General features: G+C 55.5%; 19 protein-coding genes. 7 read left to right on the forward strand and 12 right to left on the reverse strand.

Going from position 1 to position 19,698, the window contains the following annotated elements:
* Positions 1-5 precede the first annotated feature (5 nt).
* Complete coding sequence (locus tag PGR10_RS00455) at positions 6-233, forward strand: YceK/YidQ family lipoprotein (RefSeq protein ID WP_087858019.1); 228 nt, start codon at positions 6-8, stop codon at positions 231-233.
* On the opposite strand, the gene PGR10_RS00460 is transcribed toward PGR10_RS00455, so the two are convergent.
* The 3 genes from PGR10_RS00460 to PGR10_RS00470 form a co-directional block, all read right to left on the reverse strand.
* A complete protein-coding gene (locus PGR10_RS00460; protein WP_316424533.1) occupies positions 234-620 on the reverse strand; it encodes a MysB family protein in 387 nt (128 codons plus the stop codon).
* A 91-nt stretch (positions 621-711) separates the two neighbouring features.
* Positions 712-1,962, reverse strand: coding sequence for a multidrug efflux MFS transporter MdtG (gene mdtG, locus PGR10_RS00465; RefSeq protein ID WP_430922742.1), 1,251 nt, complete (start codon positions 1,960-1,962; stop codon positions 712-714).
* A gap of 174 nt (positions 1,963-2,136) precedes the next feature.
* Positions 2,137-3,057 carry a Kdo(2)-lipid IV(A) acyltransferase gene (locus PGR10_RS00470; protein ID WP_087858016.1) on the reverse strand — a complete coding sequence of 307 codons (921 nt, stop codon included), beginning with the start codon at positions 3,055-3,057 and terminating at the stop codon, positions 2,137-2,139.
* A 207-nt stretch (positions 3,058-3,264) separates the two neighbouring features.
* Between PGR10_RS00470 and PGR10_RS00475 the strand changes: the two genes are divergently transcribed.
* Positions 3,265-4,329, forward strand: coding sequence for a rhodanese-related sulfurtransferase (locus tag PGR10_RS00475; protein ID WP_087858015.1), 1,065 nt, complete (start codon positions 3,265-3,267; stop codon positions 4,327-4,329).
* Here PGR10_RS00475 and PGR10_RS00480 read toward each other — a convergent pair.
* From PGR10_RS00480 to mdtH, 7 genes are all read right to left on the reverse strand, one after another.
* A complete protein-coding gene (locus tag PGR10_RS00480) occupies positions 4,315-4,428 on the reverse strand; it encodes a YceO family protein (RefSeq protein WP_015367210.1) in 114 nt (37 codons plus the stop codon). The two genes, PGR10_RS00475 and PGR10_RS00480, sit on opposite strands and share 15 nt — an antisense overlap.
* Before the next feature lie 58 nt (positions 4,429-4,486).
* Positions 4,487-5,605, reverse strand: coding sequence for an N-methyl-L-tryptophan oxidase (solA, locus tag PGR10_RS00485; RefSeq protein ID WP_430922743.1), 1,119 nt, complete (start codon positions 5,603-5,605; stop codon positions 4,487-4,489).
* Positions 5,606-5,729: 124 nt separating this feature from the next.
* Positions 5,730-5,984 carry a biofilm formation regulator BssS gene (bssS, locus tag PGR10_RS00490; protein WP_015367208.1) on the reverse strand — a complete coding sequence of 85 codons (255 nt, stop codon included), beginning with the start codon at positions 5,982-5,984 and terminating at the stop codon, positions 5,730-5,732.
* 305 nt (positions 5,985-6,289) lie between these two features.
* On the reverse strand, positions 6,290-6,535 hold the full coding sequence (gene dinI / locus PGR10_RS00495; protein WP_087858013.1) for a DNA damage-inducible protein I: 246 nt from the start codon (positions 6,533-6,535) through the stop codon (positions 6,290-6,292).
* Between the two features lie 73 nt (positions 6,536-6,608).
* A complete protein-coding gene (gene pyrC, locus PGR10_RS00500; protein WP_308959000.1) occupies positions 6,609-7,655 on the reverse strand; it encodes a dihydroorotase in 1,047 nt (348 codons plus the stop codon).
* Between the two features lie 130 nt (positions 7,656-7,785).
* Positions 7,786-8,346 carry a lipoprotein gene (locus tag PGR10_RS00505; RefSeq protein WP_087858011.1) on the reverse strand — a complete coding sequence of 187 codons (561 nt, stop codon included), beginning with the start codon at positions 8,344-8,346 and terminating at the stop codon, positions 7,786-7,788.
* Between the two features lie 114 nt (positions 8,347-8,460).
* The gene (gene mdtH / locus PGR10_RS00510) at positions 8,461-9,669 is read right to left on the reverse strand and encodes a multidrug efflux MFS transporter MdtH (RefSeq protein WP_015367204.1); all 1,209 of its coding nucleotides are present in this window, start codon (positions 9,667-9,669) and stop codon (positions 8,461-8,463) included.
* Between the two features lie 227 nt (positions 9,670-9,896).
* Between mdtH and rimJ the strand changes: the two genes are divergently transcribed.
* From rimJ to murJ, 4 genes are all read left to right on the forward strand, one after another.
* Positions 9,897-10,481: a ribosomal protein S5-alanine N-acetyltransferase gene (rimJ, locus tag PGR10_RS00515; RefSeq protein WP_087858010.1), complete on the forward strand. Its 585-nt coding sequence runs from the start codon at positions 9,897-9,899 to the stop codon at positions 10,479-10,481.
* Positions 10,482-10,490: 9 nt separating this feature from the next.
* Entirely contained in the window at positions 10,491-11,138 is a 648-nt protein-coding gene (locus tag PGR10_RS00520) for a YceH family protein (RefSeq protein WP_430922744.1), read from the forward strand.
* 2 nt (positions 11,139-11,140) lie between these two features.
* Positions 11,141-12,064 (forward strand): Gfo/Idh/MocA family protein, encoded by a 924-nt coding sequence (locus PGR10_RS00525; RefSeq protein ID WP_430922746.1) that lies wholly within the window; start codon positions 11,141-11,143, stop codon positions 12,062-12,064.
* A gap of 113 nt (positions 12,065-12,177) precedes the next feature.
* Positions 12,178-13,713 carry a murein biosynthesis integral membrane protein MurJ gene (gene murJ / locus PGR10_RS00530; RefSeq protein ID WP_015367200.1) on the forward strand — a complete coding sequence of 512 codons (1,536 nt, stop codon included), beginning with the start codon at positions 12,178-12,180 and terminating at the stop codon, positions 13,711-13,713.
* Between the two features lie 55 nt (positions 13,714-13,768).
* Here murJ and PGR10_RS00535 read toward each other — a convergent pair whose 3' ends face one another.
* On the reverse strand, positions 13,769-14,983 hold the full coding sequence (locus tag PGR10_RS00535; RefSeq protein WP_430922747.1) for an MFS transporter: 1,215 nt from the start codon (positions 14,981-14,983) through the stop codon (positions 13,769-13,771).
* Positions 14,984-15,092: 109 nt separating this feature from the next.
* Here PGR10_RS00535 and PGR10_RS00540 point away from each other — a divergent pair, with 109 nt between their 5' ends.
* Positions 15,093-16,031, forward strand: a complete 939-nt coding sequence (locus PGR10_RS00540) for a LysR family transcriptional regulator (RefSeq protein ID WP_430922748.1) — start codon at positions 15,093-15,095, stop codon at positions 16,029-16,031.
* Between the two features lie 39 nt (positions 16,032-16,070).
* Here the strand turns inward: PGR10_RS00540 and rne are convergent, their stop codons facing one another.
* Positions 16,071-19,274, reverse strand: a complete 3,204-nt coding sequence (gene rne / locus PGR10_RS00545) for a ribonuclease E (RefSeq protein ID WP_430922749.1) — start codon at positions 19,272-19,274, stop codon at positions 16,071-16,073.
* Between the last annotated feature and the right edge of the window lie 424 nt (positions 19,275-19,698).

Consider the following 19,698-nt stretch of genomic DNA (forward strand, 5'->3'; position numbering starts at 1 on the left):
AGTGAATGAGAATATTTGTGCTTATCGCCATGACGCTGGTACTCAGCGGCTGCGGCAGCATTATTAGCCGTACGGTACCGGGGCAGGGCCATGGCAACCAATATTACCCCGGCGTACAGTGGGATGTTCGCGATTCAGGCTGGCGCTATCTGACCATTCTCGATCTGCCATTCTCGCTGGTATTTGATACGCTGTTGCTGCCGTTAGACGCCAGCCATGGTCCCTATGAGTAATTAACGCTCGTCCCACTCATCGGCTGCGGTCTGCCCCTCTTCGGTATCCAGGGAAGGCTCCAGCTGAAACTCGCCTTCATCCCATTCGTGTAGCGTATTTTCTTCCACCCACTCCTGGCGTAGCTCGATTTCGTCAAAATCACCGTCAAATACGCTTTGCGCCGCTTCACCACTGAGCATGGGGAGACACTCGCCTTCTTCATCTTCGCTGGCGAAGAATTCAGCCCGCCAGGCGATATCACCGTCCTGGAGTACGTACTTCTGCATATTGAACTGTTCAATATCGGCAGTTTCTTCATCGCTATCGGGATTATCGGCCAAAAACTCTTCCCGGGCGGCGTCGATTGCCTCTTCGAGCGTGGCGTAGAAAACTGATTCCGTTGACATAGCTAACCCCCTAAGAAGAATGAAAAAGGAACACGTTTCAATCTATAGAAGGCGGTTAGCCTGGCGTCAAGGCAGAGAAGCGCTGAAGCGCTTAATTTACCGAACGTTTACCCGGGCCTCCGTCATCCGCTGAAGCGTTATGCCGTGGGCGACGTAGACTGATGGTCGAGTAAAAAGCGTTAAACAGGACGACGCAGGCGGTGACGAGGAACACGGCGCGGAAGCCGTAGTTGGCCGAGACCGAGGCGCCGATTAACGGCCCGGTGACGTTGCCAATATCGCGAAACGACTGGTTATAGCTGAAGATACGCCCCGATATCTGGCTGGTGGAGTTGTACACCAGCAGAGTTTGTACGGCGGGTAATAGCGCGCCGTCGGCGGCGCCGAGCAAAAAGCGCAGAATGCCTAGCTGCAGCGGCGTCTGAACGAATGACATTGGGACCAGCAGCAGCATGGAAATAACCAGGGCAACGATCAGGATCTTTTCCGGCCCAATACGATCGCCGAGCTTGCCTAAACGTGGCGCGCTCAGCAGGGCGGCAATGCCGGGTACGGAGGCAATCATACCGCTAATAAAGGCGATATTGCTGACGTTACCCGCCAGGTCGCGCACGTAGAGCGTCAGGATCGGCGCAATGGAACCCGTCGCCACCTGGATAATCAATGAGGTCACGAACAAGCTGAGCACCAGTTTAGGGTTCTTGAGCGAACCGAAAACGTCCCTGGCATTGAGCATCTCTTTTTTGTTCACCGGAACAAAGTTTTCGCGAATCAAAAACAGAGTGAACAGGAAGCAGATAAACAGCACCGTGGCGGTCATGAAGAAGACGGTGCGCAAACCCCAGTGGTCGGCAAGGAAACCGCCCGCCAGCGGGCCAAGGAGGGCGCCGCTTACCGCGCCGGTTGAAAGCGTTCCTAGCGCCCAGCCGCTTTTCTGACGCGGGATCTGGGTTGCGATCAGCGCATTGGCATTGGGGATAAAACCGCCCAGTAAACCCAGCAGCGCGCGCAGGATCAGGAATTGCCAAATGTTTTGCGCCATGCCCATCAGCATCATGACGATGGCCATCCCCAGCGCTGAACGGAGCAGCATAATCTTACGCCCTTTACGGTCGGCCAATCCGCCCCAGAACGGCGAGGCAACGGCGGAAAACAGGAAGGTAATGCTAAACACCAACCCTGACCACATATTCAGCGCGCTATGGCCGGTCACACCCAACTGTTCGACATAGAGTGGTAAAAAAGGCATCACGAGGCTAAAGGCGGCGCCGGTTAAAAAGCAGCCAAGCCAGGTGACGGTAAGATTTCGTTTCCAGTTAATAGGCGTATCAGCAGACGACATAAGGTCTCACTGGCCCGCGGCGCGGGTCAAAATAAAGGAAAATATGAGCCTGCTAATTATGCGCCTGAGAAATGGTTGTCGCAATGGAGCGTAGCTTTTAAAGCTAAAGGAGTATTAAAAAGGATCGGCGGTAAAAATATATCCGGGCAGGGGACCACCCGGATAATGAGTCAATCAGTAGCGCGAAGGCACGCCTTCCGGACGCGTCTTAAAGCGACGATGCAGCCACATATATTGCTCTGGCGCCATCATGATGCATTGTTCGACGATTTTGTTCATCCATGCGGCGGTGGTCTCCGCGTTATCCAACGGCGGATCGCACTCCGGCGGCAGCATGATGAGCTCATAGCCTTTGCCGTTTGGTTTGCGGCGCGGAACAAATGGCACAATGCAGGCTTTGGACATTTTCGCCAGCATCCAGGTACCCGAAGTGGTGGCGGCCTGGTCGACGGCGAACAGCGGCGCGAAGACGCTGGCGGTCGGGCCGTAGTCGTGATCCGGGGCGTACCAGACCACTTCGCCTTTTTTCAGCGCGCGGATCATGCCTTTGAGATCTTTACGGTCAATCATATCTTTGTTGGAACGCAGGCGGCCCCAGGTCTGCAGCCAGTCGATAACCGGATTGTCATTCGGGCGATAGACGCCGATACCGGGCTCGTTCATGCCGAACATGCGCGCGCCCATTTCCAGCGTCAGGAAATGAATACCAATCAACAGAATGCCGCGCTGTTGTGCCTGCACGTCGCGGACATATTGGAAGCCGATGGTGTCTGTCCAGCGCGCAATGCGTCGGGTTGGCCAGAACCATGCCATCCCGGTTTCCATCAGGCCCATGCCGACGGACTCAAAGTTTTGTACTACCAGCTGATGACGCTCTTGCTCGCTCTTCTCAGGAAAGCAGAGTTCAAGATTGCGATAAGCGATTTTTGCGCGGCGTTTCATAAAACGCATTGCCAGGCGACCAATGGCATTACCGAGACGGTAGATAACCGGATAAGGGAGTTGGACAACTAACCACAACAGGCCTATGCCCAGCCAAAGCAGCCAGTAGCGCGGATGGAGCAGCGCGGCGGAAAATTTCGGTAAATGGGTCATTTCATACCTGTCTGATTTAACAACGCGTTCTATTATCGCATTTTTTTGCGCTGCCGCCAAAAGCAGTCTCCTGCTGAAGCAGATTGTTAACGGCTGAAAATTGCGTGGCTGAAATGTAGCGTAAAATGTAGGGATGTAAATTAACGGTGTTTGCTATATGATGCCCGCCGTTTATTTTACTCATTTCCTATGTCGAGCAGGTACACCATGCCAGTGTTACACAACCGCATTTCAAATGAGACGTTAAAGGCGCAGATGCTGGCTGAAACCGAGCCGCGCACGACGATCTCGTTCTATAAATATTTCACTATCGTTGACCCGAAAGCGACCCGCGACGCCCTGTGGCTGGCGCTGACTAAGCTGAATGTCTTTGGCCGCATCTATCTGGCCCATGAAGGTATCAATGCGCAGATCAGCGTGCCGGAAAGCAAGGTCGCGGCGTTACGTGAGTTTCTCGATGGTTTTGACCCGGCGCTGAAAGGGTTACGTCTGAATATCGCGCTGGATGATGACGGTAAATCCTTCTGGGTCCTGCGCCTCAAGGTTCGCGACCGTATTGTGGCCGACGGTATTGATGACCCGACTTTTGATCCCTCTGACGTGGGCGAGTACCTGAAAGCGGCGGAAGTGAACGCGATGCTGGACGATCCGGACGCGGTATTCATCGATATGCGCAACCATTATGAATACGAAGTCGGTCACTTCGAGAACGCGATGGAAATTCCGGCGGATACCTTCCGCGATCAATTGCCGAAAGCGGTTGAGATGATGCAGGAGTACAAAGACAAGAAGATTGTCATGTACTGTACCGGCGGCATTCGCTGTGAGAAAGCTAGCGCCTGGATGAAACATAGCGGTTTCAATAAGGTGTGGCACATTGAAGGCGGGATTATCGAGTACGCGCGCCGCGCCCGTGAACAGGGCTTGCCGGTACGCTTTATCGGTAAGAACTTTGTTTTTGACGAGAGAATGGGCGAGCGTATTTCTGATGATGTGATTGCCCACTGCCATCAATGCGGCGCACCGTGCGACAGCCACACCAATTGCCTCAACGACGGCTGCCATTTGCTGTTTATTCAGTGCCCGGCTTGTGCCGAGAAATTTGCCGGTTGCTGCAGCGAAGCCTGTATGGAAGAGCATAAACTGCCGGAAGAGGAGCAGCGCAAATTGCGGGCGGGGCGAGAAAATGGCAATAAGATTTTTAATAAATCCCGCGGCCGTCTTAATACCAAACTAGGTATCCCGGATCCCGACCCGTCAGTAAAACCATAACCAGATGAGGTCGATTACTGCTAGCAGCAGCCACAGCGCGAGATAAATCATAAAGTGCTCGCGTACGTTGTTGACTAACCAGTGGTACAGGCGACGCATACACGCTCTCTGAGATGAAACGGCCTCAATCGAGGCCGTTTTGTTTTATAGCTGGCTATTATTGTGAAAATCGCGCCAGCGAGAAGGGAGTCAGATCAAACTCCGTCGTTTCACCTTGCGCAAATTGCGTCGCAATTTCGCCAAGTACCGGCGCAAACTTGAAACCGTGACCGCTTAAACCGGTAATGAGTAATGTATTGTCGTGACCGGGAAGGGTATCAATGATGAAATCTTCATCTGCCGTATTATCGTAAGTACAGGAGGCGCCGTGCAGGCAGCCGCCGATTCCGGGCAGCACGTTGCGCAGGAAGTTGAACGACTCAGAGCCATCGCTGGCGACAGCGCCAAACGGTTTCCGCTCGCCCGGCTCGGAAATCAGCTGGCCGCCATTATGCTTGCCGATCTTCAATTCGTTGTCTTCCGCCGGGAAGCCATAATACTGATCGCCATTCGGCAGCTCGCCGGTGAAAGCCGGGAAGTTATTTTTCGCGCTATAGCGACCATCGGCCTGGAACCAGGCGAAGACTTTACGTACCGGTTGAATGGGCAGTTCCGGCAATAATTTTGTTACCCAGGTCCCGGCGCTGATCAGCAGTTTTTTGCCGCTGTAGCTACCATCGGCGGTATCAATGGTCACACCGTCGGTGTGATGGTGAATTGCGGTAACCGGGCAGTGGAACAGTTGGGCGCAGCCCGCTTCGCGCGCCAGGCGAATCCAGGTTTCTACCGCCAGCTCGCTGCGTAACACGCCGGAAGCCGGTTCAAAAATAGCCCGGTAATCTTGCGGGATACGAATCTCCGGCCAACGTTTCATAACCGCCTCAGCATCCAGCTCTTCCACGTTAAGCTCAAACTGACGCGCGCTGTGGGCCACGTTATTGAGAAAATCGGAGCCGGCGGGGCCAAGGTTAATAACCCCGGTTTTTTCGAATACGGCCTCGCCGCTGTCTTGTGCGAATTCGTCCCATAGCTGCTGGGCGCGTAGCACCAACGGTACGTATTTTTCGCCCTCGCCATAGGCGTGACGAATCAGCCGCGTGTTGCCATGGTGGCTGCCTTCCAGGTGCGGCGGTTTGTGGGCATCGGTCATCAGGACATTCAGACCGGCGCGGCGGGCGTAATAGCCGGCGGCAGCGCCAACGGAGCCGCTACCGATAATGATGAGGTCGTATTGCATGGTGAGTTCCGGGTTATTGTTTTATTAGCAGGGTAATTAACATCAGCCGGATGTACAAGCGCGAAAAATAATTCAGGCACCCGCAGGTGCCTGTTCAGTGAATATTTAGACATCATCGGTGATGCTAATGTCTGCGATACTCATTTGCCTGGTAATCGCCAGATTCTATCTTCGCTATTCCTGCTTCCAGAATAGAAATAAACTGACGTGCGACATCCGTCGTTAGCCATAGCGTCTGGCCAATTTCTGCTTCTTTATCGCTTTCTTGGGTGGGGTTTTGGTAGTGCAGGCGCAACATCAGCGCATCGTAGCTATCAACGGTGCTGATGTCCCATCCGACGAGGGGATGGGTCTGGATGACTTCATTATTCTTTTCCATCATAACCCCTTATTCATATGTTAAAAGACAACAATTCTCGAGGTTTAATGCTTGTTTTCTGAAGCAGGTTAATTATATCAGCAGTTAAGTGCAAACTCGAGAAAATAAATAATTAGAGACAAATTTTACGCTGATCGGTGGTTTTTTGCGCGGATTTCATCCTGGGGCTCATTATTTTTTAAGGAATTTATCAGGATATTAAGGAAAGTCTTAGTTATAAGCAGAGATAAAAAAGCCGGGGCGACCCGGCAAAAAAAAAGCACAATGAGGGAGCAAATTGATTTTGCGTAAGCAAACCCGGAGGCTTAGTCGTGGATAAACCAGTCGTCGGCGCTTTCCCAGGTTTCCTGCAGGATTTCGCTAATCCGGTCTTTGTCTTCTTTCAAACCACCGATGACGGACAAATTATTGCCGGCGGCGTAACGTACCGTGACCTGGTTTTCTCGTTCCGGATAATGTTGAGCGATACGCTTAGCGAGTTCGTTATTCAGCGCTTCCAGCGCGCCGCTGGGTAAGGCTGTGGTTTTGGCAATTGACACTTCGATGCGCATAATGGCCCCCTGGGTAATATACTGTTTATTTATACAGTAACGCTTGCGCATTTACAACAGGGGGCAAAAAACTTTATTTTTTCATCGTCCAACGCACGGTTTCACCGGCCAGGAACGGCACCAACGTATCGCCTGGAAGAGCGATACTTTCGGCAACGGTGCTCTCTTCACGTACCAGTTCAACGTAGCTTTCATTCACCGGCAGGCCGTAGAAACGCGGGCCATTCAGCGAGCTGAAAGCCTCAAAATGCTCCAGCGCATTCATCTCTTCAAAGACGGTGGCGTAGCTGCCGAGCGCGGTGGGGGCATTGAAACAGCCCGCACAGCCGCAGCTGGCCTCTTTACGGTGGCGCGCGTGCGGGGCTGAGTCTGTGCCGAGGAAAACGCGGTTGAACCCGCTGGCGACCAGTTCACGCAGCGCCTGCTGGTGGACGTTTCGCTTGAGGATTGGCAGGCAGTATAGATGCGGACGAATACCGCCAACGAGCATATGATTGCGGTTAAACATCAGATGCTGCGGCGTGATGGTGGCGGCCAGCAGTTCGTTGCCGTCGCGCACGTATTCAGCAGCATCTTTGGTGGTGATATGTTCGAAGACCACTTTTAACCCCGGCAGCCGTTTGCGCAGCGGTTCCATCACCGTCTCGATAAAGCGCGCTTCGCGATCGAAGATATCGATATCAGCATGGGTAACTTCGCCGTGCACCAGTAGCGGCATGCCCAGTTTTTCCATCCGTTCCAGTACCGGCATGATGGCGTCGGTGCTGGTTACGCCGTGACTGGAATTGGTAGTGGCGTTTGCCGGGTAGAGCTTGGCTGCGGTGAACACGCCTTCATGGAAACCGCGCTCCAGTTCGTCCGGGTCGAGCGTGTCGGTCAGGTAGCAGGTCATCAGCGGCGTGAAATCATGCCCGGCGGGAATTGCATCGATGATGCGCTGGCGGTAAGCAATGGCAGCAGCGACGGTCGTTACCGGCGGTACCAGATTCGGCATCACGATCGCCCGGCCATAAAACTCACTGGTGTAAGGCACGACGGTTTTCAACATATCATCATCGCGTAAATGAATATGCCAGTCGTCAGGGCGGCGGATTTTCAATACCTGGGGTTGTGCTGTCATGGAAGGCTCCGGCTAATTGGTTCAGTCATCAGGGCTGTTTTTTGCCGGGCACTAAGGATAAGCGTAAACGTTTTCCTTTGCACTCATTTCCGTAAAAAATTAAGGGCGCCATATTCAGCGCCCTTATCGTTTAGTCAGTGAAGGGGATGATTATCTCGCCCGGTTTCACTTCGATGCCTTTAGCGTATTTCTTCGCTAAGGCTTCGCCGGTGCTGGCATCTTCACGCAGAACGTAGGCCGGTTGCTGGTTGAAATAGCTGCGCAGCGACTGATTCAGATAAGGGATCAGCGTCTGTACCACGGAGGTGAGCTTTTCCGGCTTAACTTTCGCATCGACGACTTCCATTTCACGCAGATAAATCGCGCCTTGCTCTTTATTGAACACCGGCAGCGCTTTGAGCTTCAGGTCGATGGTCGCTTTCTGATTGCCAAACAGCGAATTCAGATCCAGATTAGCGGTTCCGCTCAGCGCCACTTTATTCGGCTCTTCACGACCGATGGCGCTGGTCAGGTTTTGCAGTTCAATATGCGCATCCGCTACGCCAGGCAGGCCGATATCTTTGGCGAAGTGATTACGTTTCTGCAGCGCCTGGTTAATCTCCTGCTCGCTAACGGAGTATTGCGTAAGCTGGTTACATCCGCTCAGAAGGCCGCCGACAATCAGCGCGGCCGCGATCAACATCTTTTTCATTGGGTTCCTTAACGTCATGCCATAGCTAATCCTGACACAAAGCAGCATGGTCTGCTAGCCCCGCTTGTACTAGCGGAAAATGCTGAAAAAAAGGATTACCACTTTGGCCGAGCGTCAGGTGCGCGGTTCCAGCATGCCGGAAGCCGATCGTTTTTGGCTGAACTGCCACCACAGCGCAATGAATGTCGCAAAGCCGATAATGCCCAGCATCAGCCACGGCAGCTCGGGCTGATTGAGCACTTTACCGGCGTCAAACAGCCAGCCGCCGCCGGCGTACCCCAGCGCGCCGCCGAAAGCCAGTCCAAGGCGGCTGAAGCCCATATAGCTGCCGCGAGCGCGGGCATCGGCCAGTGACGCGCCCAGCGTTTCGCGCGCGGGTTCGGCAATGATTGAGCCGATATAAAAGATACAGATTAGGGTAAACAACTGCTGCAGTGTGCTGGTTAAGCCAATCGGCAGCATCGCCGCCGTCATCACCAGCAAACCCGCCATCAGACGATGCTCGAGGCGAAAACGTTTCTCGCTCCAGCGGGCGATGGGGTACAGCAGCGTCAAGGAAATTGTCGCTTCAATGGCATACATCCATTTCACCGCCGCCGGAGAGCCTGCAATATCGTTAACCATAATCGGCAGCATGAGCATCACCTGCACGGCCAGCATGTAGTAACCGGTCAGGGTCAGCACGTAAGTGACAAAGCGCTTATCGCGTAACACCAGCCCCAGTCCTTCGCGGATTGGCGTTTTGACCGTCGAGAGTTTCCATGCCGGCAGATACCAGGCGTTAAACGCGGCACAGGCAATAAAGAGCGCTGCCCCTGCGCTGCACACCAGACGGAAATCGTACTGTAAGAGCCAACTGCCCAGCAGAGCGCCGATGACCGCGCCGGCGCTATCCTGCATCATCAGGATAGAGAAGAAGCGACCACGTTGATGCGGGCGCACCAGTTTGACCACCAGCGCCGCTCGCGGCGGGTCGAACAGGGTGCCGCCGAGACCGGACAAAATGCATGAAAGCCAGAGCACCCAGGGCTCATGGGCGACGGCCATCGCCGCGAAACCGCCGGCGCGCATCAGCATCCCGGTGACAATCATCGGTTTGGCGCCGAAACGGTCGGCAATCGCGCCGCCGAAGATGCCTAAACCTTGTTGCACCAGTTGACGTAGACCGAGGGCAATACCGACCATCAGCGCCGCCCAGCCCATTTGGTCGACAAAACGGATCGATATCAGGGGGAATACGACAAAAAAGCCGAGCACAACCAGCATGTTATCGACCAACAGGAAATATTTACCCAGGCTCCTTGCCTGCGATACGCGGGACATTTCCCCTCCAGGGAAAAAGAAAGATAAGCTTAGATATTCTGCGGTGGCGGCGGTTATTTTCCCAGCATACTGGCGACAATATTTTTTTATCAAAAAGCAAGATCGATTGAGGCTATTCATCGAAAAACGGAGGTGGTGCAGAAAATGGTATGTTGCTGTTTTCCCACCTTCACTCAGGGAAGGTATAGTGAAAGATATCAGTTTGGGGCAGGGAACAGGAGTGAGGAATGTTTGGCTATCGCAGTAACGTACCCAAGGTGCGTTTGACGACGGACCGGCTGGTGGTGCGGCTGGTTCACGATCGTGACGCCTGGCGTCTGGCCGATTACTACGCGGAAAATAAAGGGTTCCTGAAACCCTGGGAGCCGGTGCGCGATGAAAGCCACTGTTATCCCTCCGGCTGGCAGGCGCGGTTATCGATGATTACGGAGTTTCACAAACAGGGTTCGGCATTTTATTTCGCGCTACTCGATCCTGATGAGAAAGAGATTATTGGCGTAGCGAATTTCTCAAACGTGGTGCGTGGTTCATTTCATGCCTGCTATCTCGGCTATTCCATTGGTGAAAAGTGGCAAGGGCAGGGGCTGATGTTTGAAGCGCTGACCGCGGCGATTCGCTATATGCAACGTACGCAGCATGTCCACCGCATCATGGCCAACTATATGCCGCATAACAAACGCAGCGGCGATCTGCTCGCCCGGCTCGGATTCGAAAAAGAGGGTTACGCAAAGGACTACCTCCTCATTGATGGACAATGGCGAGATCACGTATTGACGGCGTTAACGGCCACTGACTGGACCCCAGGGCGCTAAGGAGACAACATGAAATATCAGCTAACCGCGCATGAAGCGCGCATCATTGGTTGCCTGCTGGAGAAGCAGGTAACCACGCCGGAACAGTATCCGCTATCAGTGAATGCGGTGGTTACCGCCTGTAACCAGAAAACCAACCGCGAGCCGGTGATGTCGCTGGCGGAAAGCGATGTCCAGGATTTGCTGGATGAGCTGGTTAAACGCCACTACCTGCGTACGGTAAGCGGTTTTGGCAACCGGGTAACCAAATATGAACAGCGCTTCTGCAATTCCGAATTTGGCGACCTCAAATTAACGGCGGCGGAAGTCGCCATCGTTACGATGCTGCTGCTGCGCGGCGCGCAAACGCCAGGCGAGCTGCGCAGCCGCGCGCAGCGGATGTATGAATTCCGCGATATGGCCGAGGTGGAAAGCACGCTCGACAATTTGGCCAGTCGTGAAGACGGTCCTTACGTCGCGCGCCTTCCGCGCGAGCCGGGTAAACGCGAAAGCCGCTATATGCACCTGTTTTGTGATGACATGGATTCGCTCATTACCGTCGTGGAAGCCGTGTCCCCGCCGAATGACGATTTGCAGGCGCGCGTTGAGGCGCTGGAAAGTGAAGTCGCTGAGCTCAAAATACGTCTTGATTCCCTGCTAGCTCATTTAGGAGAGTAACCGTGACGGCGAAATTACGTGTTGGCGTGGTGGGGCTTGGCGGCATTGCACAAAAGGCATGGCTGCCGGTGCTTGGCGCCGCTGATGGCTGGACGCTGCAGGCCGCCTGGTCGCCGGGGAAAGAGAAAGCGTTACGCATCTGCGAAACCTGGCGTCTGCCTTATGCCGATTCTCTGGATGCGCTGGCGGCGCAATGTGATGCGGTATTTGTTCATACATCAACCGCTTCACATTATGAAGTGGTTCATCATCTGCTGAATGCAGGCGTTCATGTTTGCGTGGACAAGCCGCTGGCGGACAAGCTCAGCGAAGCCGAATCACTGGTTGAACTGGCAGCGCGTCGGCGTTTAACGTTAATGGTGGGATTCAATCGCCGCTTTGCGCCGCTGTATCGTGAATTGAAAGCGCATCTCAATGATGCGGCGTCATTGCGCATGGATAAGCACCGTAGCGATAGCGTCGGCAAAGAACTGCGTTTTACCCTGCTGGATGATTATCTGCATGTTGTTGATACCGCACTGTGGCTGGCAGGAGATAAGGCGCGGGTGAATGGCGGGATCCTGCAAACCACTTCTCAAGGGGAAATGCTCTACGCCGAGCATCACTTCAGCGCGGGGCAACTGCAGATAACGACCAGCATGCATCGTCGCGCCGGAAGCCAGCGTGAGTGGGTGCAGGCGGTAACCGATGGCGGGCTGTATGAGGTGAGCGATATGCGCGAGTGGCGCGAAGAGCGGGGCAGCGGAATCTTGCAGCGCCCGGCGCCCGGCTGGCAGACAACGCTTGAGCAGCGCGGATTCGACGGCTGCGCACGGCACTTCATTGAATGCGTGCAAAATCAGACGGTTCCGGAAACCGCCGGCGAGCAGGCGCTTTTAGCCCAGCGGATCGTGGAAAAGCTCTGGCGTGAAGCGATGAGCGAATAACTGGTTGTAACAACTGACAGTAGTAATTCATTGCGAACCCGGTAGACTATCGCCACTTTCCAGCGCCCGCTTTTGCGGGCGTTTTACTCCATGGGTTGTGGAATAAGACAGTAATGAATCTATTAAAATCATTAGCGGCAGTCAGCTCGATGACCATGTTCTCGCGCGTGCTGGGGTTCGCCCGCGATGCTATCGTCGCGCGTATTTTTGGCGCCGGGATGGCGACCGACGCCTTTTTCGTGGCCTTCAAACTGCCAAACCTTTTGCGGCGTATTTTTGCCGAAGGCGCCTTTTCTCAGGCCTTTGTGCCGATCCTCGCTGAATATAAAAGCAAGCAGGGCGAAGACGCGACGCGGGTGTTCGTCTCCTATGTTTCCGGGCTGTTGACGCTGGTTCTGGCGCTGGTCACCGTGGCGGGGATGCTGGCTGCGCCATGGGTGATTACCGTAACCGCTCCGGGCTTTGCCGATACGCCGGATAAATTTGCCTTAACCACCCAACTGCTGCGTATCACCTTCCCCTATATTTTATTGATTTCGCTGGCGTCGCTGGTGGGGGCTATCCTTAACACCTGGAACCGCTTCTCGGTTCCCGCCTTCGCGCCGACCTTCCTTAACGTCAGCATGATTGGTTTTGCCCTGTTTGCCGCGCCTTATTTTCATCCGCCAATGTTGGCGATGGCCTGGGCGGTCACGGTTGGCGGTATCCTGCAACTGGCGTACCAACTGCCGCATCTGAAAAAAATCGGTATGCTGGTGCTGCCGCGGGTTAATCTGAAAGATGCCGGGGCGATTCGCGTGGTCAAGCAGATGGGGCCGGCGATTCTCGGCGTCTCCGTCAGCCAGATTTCGCTGATTATCAACACCATTTTCGCCTCCTTCCTGGTCTCAGGTTCGGTCTCCTGGATGTATTATGCCGACCGTCTGATGGAGTTCCCCTCCGGTGTGTTGGGCGTGGCGCTGGGGACCATTCTGTTGCCATCCCTATCAAAAAGTTTCGCCAGCGGCAATCACGATGAGTACTGCCGACTGATGGATTGGGGGCTGCGCCTGTGCTTCCTGTTGGCCTTGCCAAGCGCGGTTGCCTTAGGCATTCTCGCCAAACCGCTGACGGTATCGCTATTCCAGTACGGTAAGTTTAACGCTTTTGATGCGGCGATGACCCAGCGCGCGCTGGTGGCTTATTCGGTTGGTCTGATGGGGCTTATCGTCGTGAAGGTGCTGGCGCCGGGCTTCTACTCGCGCCAGGATATCAAGACGCCGGTTAAAATCGCCATTGTTACCCTGATTATGACCCAGGTAATGAACCTGGCGTTTATTGGTCCGTTGAAGCATGCCGGTTTGTCGCTGTCTATTGGTCTGGCCGCGTGTCTGAACGCCGCGCTGCTTTACTGGCAACTGCGTAAGCAGAAAATCTTCACCCCGCAGCCGGGCTGGTTCGTCTTCCTGCTGCGTCTGGTCATCGCGGTGCTGGTCATGGCGGCAGCGCTCGTCGGCGTGATGTATCTGATGCCGGAATGGTCGCAGGGGACGATGCCGTTCCGCCTGATGCGTCTGATGGTAGTGGTAGTCGCCGGCGTTGTCGCCTATTTCGCGACCTTGCTGCTGCTCGGCTTCCGCCTGAAAGAGTTTGCCCGCCGCACGATTTAAATTCATCGTTACGTCGGGCCTAATTAACCCGTTCCGCTATGCGGAGCGGGTTTTTTTATCTCACGGCGCGTTCAGCGGCCTGTAGACGGTCATTTTCCAGCAGGCGGATAATCAGAGCAATCGCGCCGCTGCTCACCGCCAGAATCACCACGCCATTCCAGCCAGCCAGCACGTACAGTTTACTTCCCAGCACCGATCCCAGAGCCATACCGATGAAGACCACGGTAAACAGCAAGGCGTTAAGCCTGCCGCGGGCCTGTGGCTCCAGGCTGTAAACCAGATTTTGATGCGCTACCAGGCTTGATTGCAGACCAAGGTCAAAACCGATAGCCGATAACGCAATCAGCGCCAGTTGGCCGTGTACCGGCAGGGCGGGCAGCAGCAACATCAGGGCAAAGGAGACGGTGACGAATGCCGCGCCGAGCTGGGTGACTCTCCCCGCGCCAACTTTATCCGCCAGACCGCCTGCCAGCGGTGCCGCCAGGGCGCTTGCCGCGCCCGCGATACCGAAGCCGCCGGCGACCGCGCTACCCATCTGATAACGTTCGGCGAGCATGACCGCCAGCGTCGACCAAAACGCGCTAAAGGCGATAGATAAAAAGCCCTGGGCGAATGCCGCGCGGCGCAGCGCGGGGTAGCGTTGCCACAAATGGGCCATTGACTTCATCAACTGCGGATAACTGAGGGTAGAGTGGATCTCAAAACGCGGCAGAACACGCCACATTAACAGGCCGATGAAAGCGATACTGACTGCCGCAGCCTGGTACATGACCCGCCAGCCAAATAGCGCGCCGACCAGCCCGCTGACGGTACGCGAAAGCAGGATCCCGAGCAGCAGGCCGGTCATCACCGTACCGACCATTTTCCCTTGTTTGCCCGCCGGCGCCAGAATCGCCGCCGCCGGGACAATATCCTGCGCCATGGTCGCCGCCATGCCGATCAGCAGGCTGACGACCAGCAGCGAGGTAAGCTGACCGGTCACGCTGCAGAGTAGCAACAGCGCCGCCAGCACGGCGCTTTTCAGCAGGATAAGCGTTCTGCGATCGTGGCGGTCGCCGAGCGGCAGCAGAAATAATATTCCCAATGCATAGCCTGCCTGAGTCAACGTGGGCACCAGCCCCATTCCCTCTACGCTGAGATGCAGGTTGGCGCCGATTAACGGCAGCAGCGGTTGGGCGTAGTAGATGGATGCGACGCTAAAGCCTGCGCCGAGCGCGAGAATAAAAATAACCCATCCGGCCTGGCGGGTGGATAAAGGAAGCGGTGTCATGGTAATGCCCTCGTAAATGCGTTGGCGCTATTGTTCCCCGAAGCGGACTGGCGCGGAAGATAGGGTAGTGGTAAAACGGTTATACGTAGCACGTATAGGCAAAATATAAATGAAGAAACAAGAGCGTATAGATCGGATTGAGCTGATGCGGACGTTTATTCGCATCGTCGAAGCGGGTTCGCTCTCGGCGGCAGCTCTCCAGATGAGTACGACACAGGCGACCGTTAGCCGACGCTTGCAGTCGCTGGAGACGTTACTTGGCGCAAGGCTTATTCTGCGCACGACCCATGCGATGAAACTGACCGATGACGGCGAGCGTTGCTATCAACATGCGCGACGGCTGGTGGAGAGTTGGCTGGCGCTGGAAGATGATCTACGCATCGAGGAAGACCGACCGGTTGGCGTGCTGCGGGTGCGGGCGCCGCACGCGTTTGGGCAACAGCAGTTGCTGGGCCCGCTGGTGAGTTTTCTGCAGCGATATCCTGAGCTCTCCGTTGAGTGGATGCTGAATGATAAAACCGTCGACTTTCTGAGCGATAATATTGATTGCGCGATCCGCGTCGGTGCGGAGGTCGATCCGGCAACGGTATCGGTACTATTGGCTGTGGTTCCCCGGAGCCTGGTGGTTGCGCCTGAGCTATTGGCGCGCCACCCGGAACTCAGCGAACCTCAGACGCTCTCCACGCTGCCCTGGGTCGCTATCAGCACTTTTTACCAGCATGAAGTCACGCTACAGCATCAGGTGGGCGGGCAGTTGATGAGCTTCCCGATTGTCCCTTGTCTGAGTATCGATAGCGTCTACGTTGCGCGTAACACCGCGCTGGCGGGGTTGGGGGCGGCTATTGTTTCCAGTTGGGCGGTGGAGGAGGATATTGCGGCAGGCCGGCTGATTGAGCCGTTTGCGCAGTGGCGGGCTTCGCCGCTGCCGGTGCATCTGGTTTACCCCTGGGCGCGCTATTATCCGACGCGGCTACGCAAGTTTCTCGATTTGATGCGCGAGGTAATGCCGCAGGTGGCGGGGATGCAGCGTCCGGACGAGAAGAAATAAAAAAACCGGCCAGTTGGCCGGTTTTTTAGTGGTGCACCGTTACTCTACAGGTTGCGGGCGAGTCGCTTCCGCCGTGGCCTGATGAGTGGCGCTATGGCCGCCTGCAGACCCTTTACCCTCAAAGGCAAACGGAGGACGAACCCAATCGCTTTGGCGCGGTGCTTCCGGCACGTATTCCGGAGCCGGGGCGCGGGTCATCGGCGCGGTCGCGTGGCGAGTCGCAGTGGATGTCGGTTGCGCTTTCACCACTGGCGCGGCGTTGACGACCGGTGTCGGTTCAACAACCGGCGCGGCTTCTTCAACGGCGGCAACGGTGGTTTCTTCGACAACAGCGGTTTCTTCTGCGACGGTTTCTTCAGTAGCCGGAGCAGGAGTCGTCTCAGTTTCTTCGGCTACCGTCTCTGTTGGTTCACTGACCTCTGCCTGCGGCACAACGTTTTCCGCAACAGCCGCAGTCTCTTCAACCACCGCCGTTTCTTCGACGACCGGCGCTTGAGCTACAGTCGCTTCTGGGGTCGGTTCGTTGGCCACTGCCGGTGCGGCAGTTTCAGCCGCGACGGTTTCCGCAACGACAACCGGAGCGATAGTCTCCGCGACGACTGGCGTAATGATAGGCTCAACGCTGGCGGTTTCTTGTACCGGTAACTCTTCCTGCTGCTGATCCTGCACGCGAGCAATCGGATAACGGATCCACGCTTTACCAGATGCCAGCTCAGGCGATGCGCAGGCGATAGCCAACGGCATCGGCGACTGGGTCGGATAACGCTCATCGCGGTAACGGCGACGACGCTGACCGCTTACGCGCAGGTGACGCGGAGAGCGACGTGAACGGCGAGGCATACCGTTAGATTCACGAGCGTCGCCGTTTTCATCCTGCTCAGCGGCAGTTTCAACGACGGCCGGCAGATCGACTTTTGCCAGTTCGGTACGCGGCGTAGTGGATTCCACCTGCTGCTCGGCAACGGCTTCGACAACCTGCTCGGTTTCTACGGATTCAAAGCGGACTTTCTGCGCCAGCTGACGCGGCTTACGACGCGGCATGCTCTGAACGCGTTCTTCCTGCTCGGTTTCCTGCTGGACTACCGGTTCTTCACGGGTCTGAGCTTTCGCTTCCTGCTGTGCCTGGCGCTTGTCATCATTACGACGACGGTTGCGTTCACGGCGCGGTTGCTGCTGCTCATCACGTGATTTGCCGGTATCAGCCTCATTGCCTGCGGTTTGACGAGATTCGCGCTGTTCAACGTTCTGCGGTTGTTTCTCACGGCGATTACGGCGGTTTTCCTCACGAGACTCACGAGAGTCGCGACCTTCAGCGTTTTCTCCACGGTTATCGCGATTGTCACGATTATCGCGGTTATCGCGGTTATCACGACGGTCATTGCGATCGCGGCGATTATTAGAACGCGGTTTACGACGCTCTTGCTGACGTTCCGGTTTCTCTTCTGTTTTTTGCTCAGTCTTGACTTCCGCCGGTTTGGCTTCTTCTGCGCCAGCAAAAATGTTTTTCAATGCGCCAAAGAAGCGGGACAGCAGGCCAGGTTGGGCAGGCGTTGCTACTTTTGCGGCTGGAGCGGCGGCGGCTTTCGCTGCGACCGGGGCGGCTGAGGTTTCTTCCTGTACCGGTACTGGCGGCGCATCCGGCATCACGAAAGCGGCCAGCGCAGGTTCCTCACGGCGTTTACGCTCAGCAGGTTCCTCGTCGGACGGCATCGCCATCTCTTCTTCGTGCAGTTTCGGCAGCAAATAGCTCAGGGTTGAGGTCTCTTCGCCTTTACGCACGCGCAGTACGGAGTAGTGCGGGGTTTGCATCTCGTCGTTCGGGACGATGATGACGCGAATGTCGCTCTGACGGGTTTCAATCGCGCTGACTGCGGCACGTTTTTCGTTAAGCAGATAAGACGCAATGGGGACCGGAACGATCGCGTGGACTTCTTTGGTGTTCTCTTTCAGCGCTTCTTCTTCAATCAGACGCAGGATAGAGAGCGACAGCGATTCGTTGTCACGCACGGTACCGGTGCCGCTACAGCGTGGGCACACGTGGTGGCTGGATTCACCCAGTGACGGGCTCAGACGCTGGCGGGACATCTCCAGCAGGCCGAAGCGCGAGATATGGCTGATCTGGATACGCGCGCGGTCCTGGCGGACGGCTTCACGCAGGCGGTTTTCAACCGCGCGCTGGTGGCGTACCGGGGTCATATCGATGAAGTCGATAACGATCAGGCCGCCAAGGTCGCGCAGACGCAGCTGGCGTGCGATTTCGTCAGCCGCTTCGAGGTTAGTATTGAACGCCGTTTCTTCGATATCGCCGCCGCGGGTCGCGCGAGCGGAGTTGATGTCGATAGCGGTCAGCGCTTCGGTACTATCAATAACGATAGAACCACCGGATGGCAGGCGAACTTCACGCTGGAACGCGGATTCAATCTGGGATTCAATCTGGTAGTGGCTGAACAGCGGGATTTCACCGGTGTACAGTTTGATTTTGCTGCTGAAATCCGGACGACCGAGGGCGGCGATATGCTGGCGCGCCAGCTCAAGCACTTTCGGGTTATCGATCAGGATTTCGCCGATGTCCTGGCGCAGGTAGTCGCGGAAGGCACGTACGATAACGTTACTTTCCTGGTGGATCAGGAATGGAGCAGGGCGGCTCTCCGCGGCTTTCTGAATCGCTTCCCAGTGCTTCAGGCGGAAGCTCAGATCCCACTGCAGCGCTTCAGCGGATTTGCCGACGCCCGCGGTACGTACGATAAGACCCATGCCGTCCGGCAACTGCAGGCTCGCCAGCGCTTCTTTCAGCTCGGTACGATCGTCACCTTCGATACGGCGTGAAATACCGCCGGCGCGAGGGTTATTCGGCATCAGTACCAGGTAGCTGCCTGCCAGGCTGATAAAGGTGGTCAGCGCAGCGCCTTTATTACCGCGCTCTTCTTTATCAATCTGAACAATGACTTCCTGACCTTCGCGCAGAACGTCCTTAATGTTAGGGCGGCCATGAGAGCTGTAATTGGCTGGGAAGTATTCGCGGGCAATTTCTTTGAGGGGGAGGAAACCATGACGCTCAGCGCCGTAATCGACAAACGCGGCTTCAAGGCTAGGTTCAATACGTGTGATTTTGCCTTTGTAGATGTTCGCTTTTTTCTGCTCGTGCCCGGGGCTTTCGATATCCAGGTCGTACAGGCGCTGCCCATCAACAAGAGCGACGCGCAACTCTTCCTGCTGAGTTGCGTTGATTAACATTCTTTTCATCGTAACTTACTCATTATTCTTACATTGACGACTAAGCTACGGGCAGAGTAACGCCTTACCGGGTGAAAACCGATGGCCTCGAGTCTGGTTCACGTCGCCAACCTCACGGTTGTCGCGCGCTTAAGAGGCGCAGAGTGTCGGTCGCCTGTGTTTCAAACGGAAACACAGCGCAATTATTCAGGGGAACAGCCTGGGATGTATCACCAGAGAATATTCCATTTATACACTTCATCCTTTAAGTGATTTCGCGTTGGCCGCGCTTGTTCACTTCAATCGATTGCTTGTACAACCGACTGAAGATTCTCTCTTTTGCAGCCTTGACGCACCTCAAACGATGTTGCGTATATTCTCATCGTCTCTCACGTCGCAGGGGTAATGGCTTAACCTGTTCACCTCAATCGGAGGATTCAGATGAACTCCCGGT

The sequence above is a fragment of the Klebsiella sp. 141198 genome (genome assembly GCF_050600785.1).
Classification (GTDB): Bacteria; Pseudomonadota; Gammaproteobacteria; order Enterobacterales; family Enterobacteriaceae; genus Klebsiella; species Klebsiella aerogenes.

Coding starts and splice junctions, on each gene's coding strand:
- PGR10_RS00455 (WP_087858019.1), top strand. CDS start 6: ATGAGAATATTTGTGCTTATCGCCATGACGCTGGTACTCAGCGGCTGC.
- PGR10_RS00460 (WP_316424533.1), bottom strand. CDS start 620: ATGTCAACGGAATCAGTTTTCTACGCCACGCTCGAAGAGGCAATCGAC.
- mdtG (WP_430922742.1), bottom strand. CDS start 1,962: ATGTCGTCTGCTGATACGCCTATTAACTGGAAACGAAATCTTACCGTC.
- PGR10_RS00470 (WP_087858016.1), bottom strand. CDS start 3,057: ATGACCCATTTACCGAAATTTTCCGCCGCGCTGCTCCATCCGCGCTAC.
- PGR10_RS00475 (WP_087858015.1), top strand. CDS start 3,265: ATGCCAGTGTTACACAACCGCATTTCAAATGAGACGTTAAAGGCGCAG.
- PGR10_RS00480 (WP_015367210.1), bottom strand. CDS start 4,428: ATGCGTCGCCTGTACCACTGGTTAGTCAACAACGTACGCGAGCACTTT.
- solA (WP_430922743.1), bottom strand. CDS start 5,605: ATGCAATACGACCTCATCATTATCGGTAGCGGCTCCGTTGGCGCTGCC.
- bssS (WP_015367208.1), bottom strand. CDS start 5,984: ATGGAAAAGAATAATGAAGTCATCCAGACCCATCCCCTCGTCGGATGG.
- dinI (WP_087858013.1), bottom strand. CDS start 6,535: ATGCGCATCGAAGTGTCAATTGCCAAAACCACAGCCTTACCCAGCGGC.
- pyrC (WP_308959000.1), bottom strand. CDS start 7,655: ATGACAGCACAACCCCAGGTATTGAAAATCCGCCGCCCTGACGACTGG.
- PGR10_RS00505 (WP_087858011.1), bottom strand. CDS start 8,346: ATGAAAAAGATGTTGATCGCGGCCGCGCTGATTGTCGGCGGCCTTCTG.
- mdtH (WP_015367204.1), bottom strand. CDS start 9,669: ATGTCCCGCGTATCGCAGGCAAGGAGCCTGGGTAAATATTTCCTGTTG.
- rimJ (WP_087858010.1), top strand. CDS start 9,897: ATGTTTGGCTATCGCAGTAACGTACCCAAGGTGCGTTTGACGACGGAC.
- PGR10_RS00520 (WP_430922744.1), top strand. CDS start 10,491: ATGAAATATCAGCTAACCGCGCATGAAGCGCGCATCATTGGTTGCCTG.
- murJ (WP_015367200.1), top strand. CDS start 12,178: ATGAATCTATTAAAATCATTAGCGGCAGTCAGCTCGATGACCATGTTC.
- PGR10_RS00535 (WP_430922747.1), bottom strand. CDS start 14,983: ATGACACCGCTTCCTTTATCCACCCGCCAGGCCGGATGGGTTATTTTT.
- PGR10_RS00540 (WP_430922748.1), top strand. CDS start 15,093: ATGAAGAAACAAGAGCGTATAGATCGGATTGAGCTGATGCGGACGTTT.
- rne (WP_430922749.1), bottom strand. CDS start 19,274: ATGAAAAGAATGTTAATCAACGCAACTCAGCAGGAAGAGTTGCGCGTC.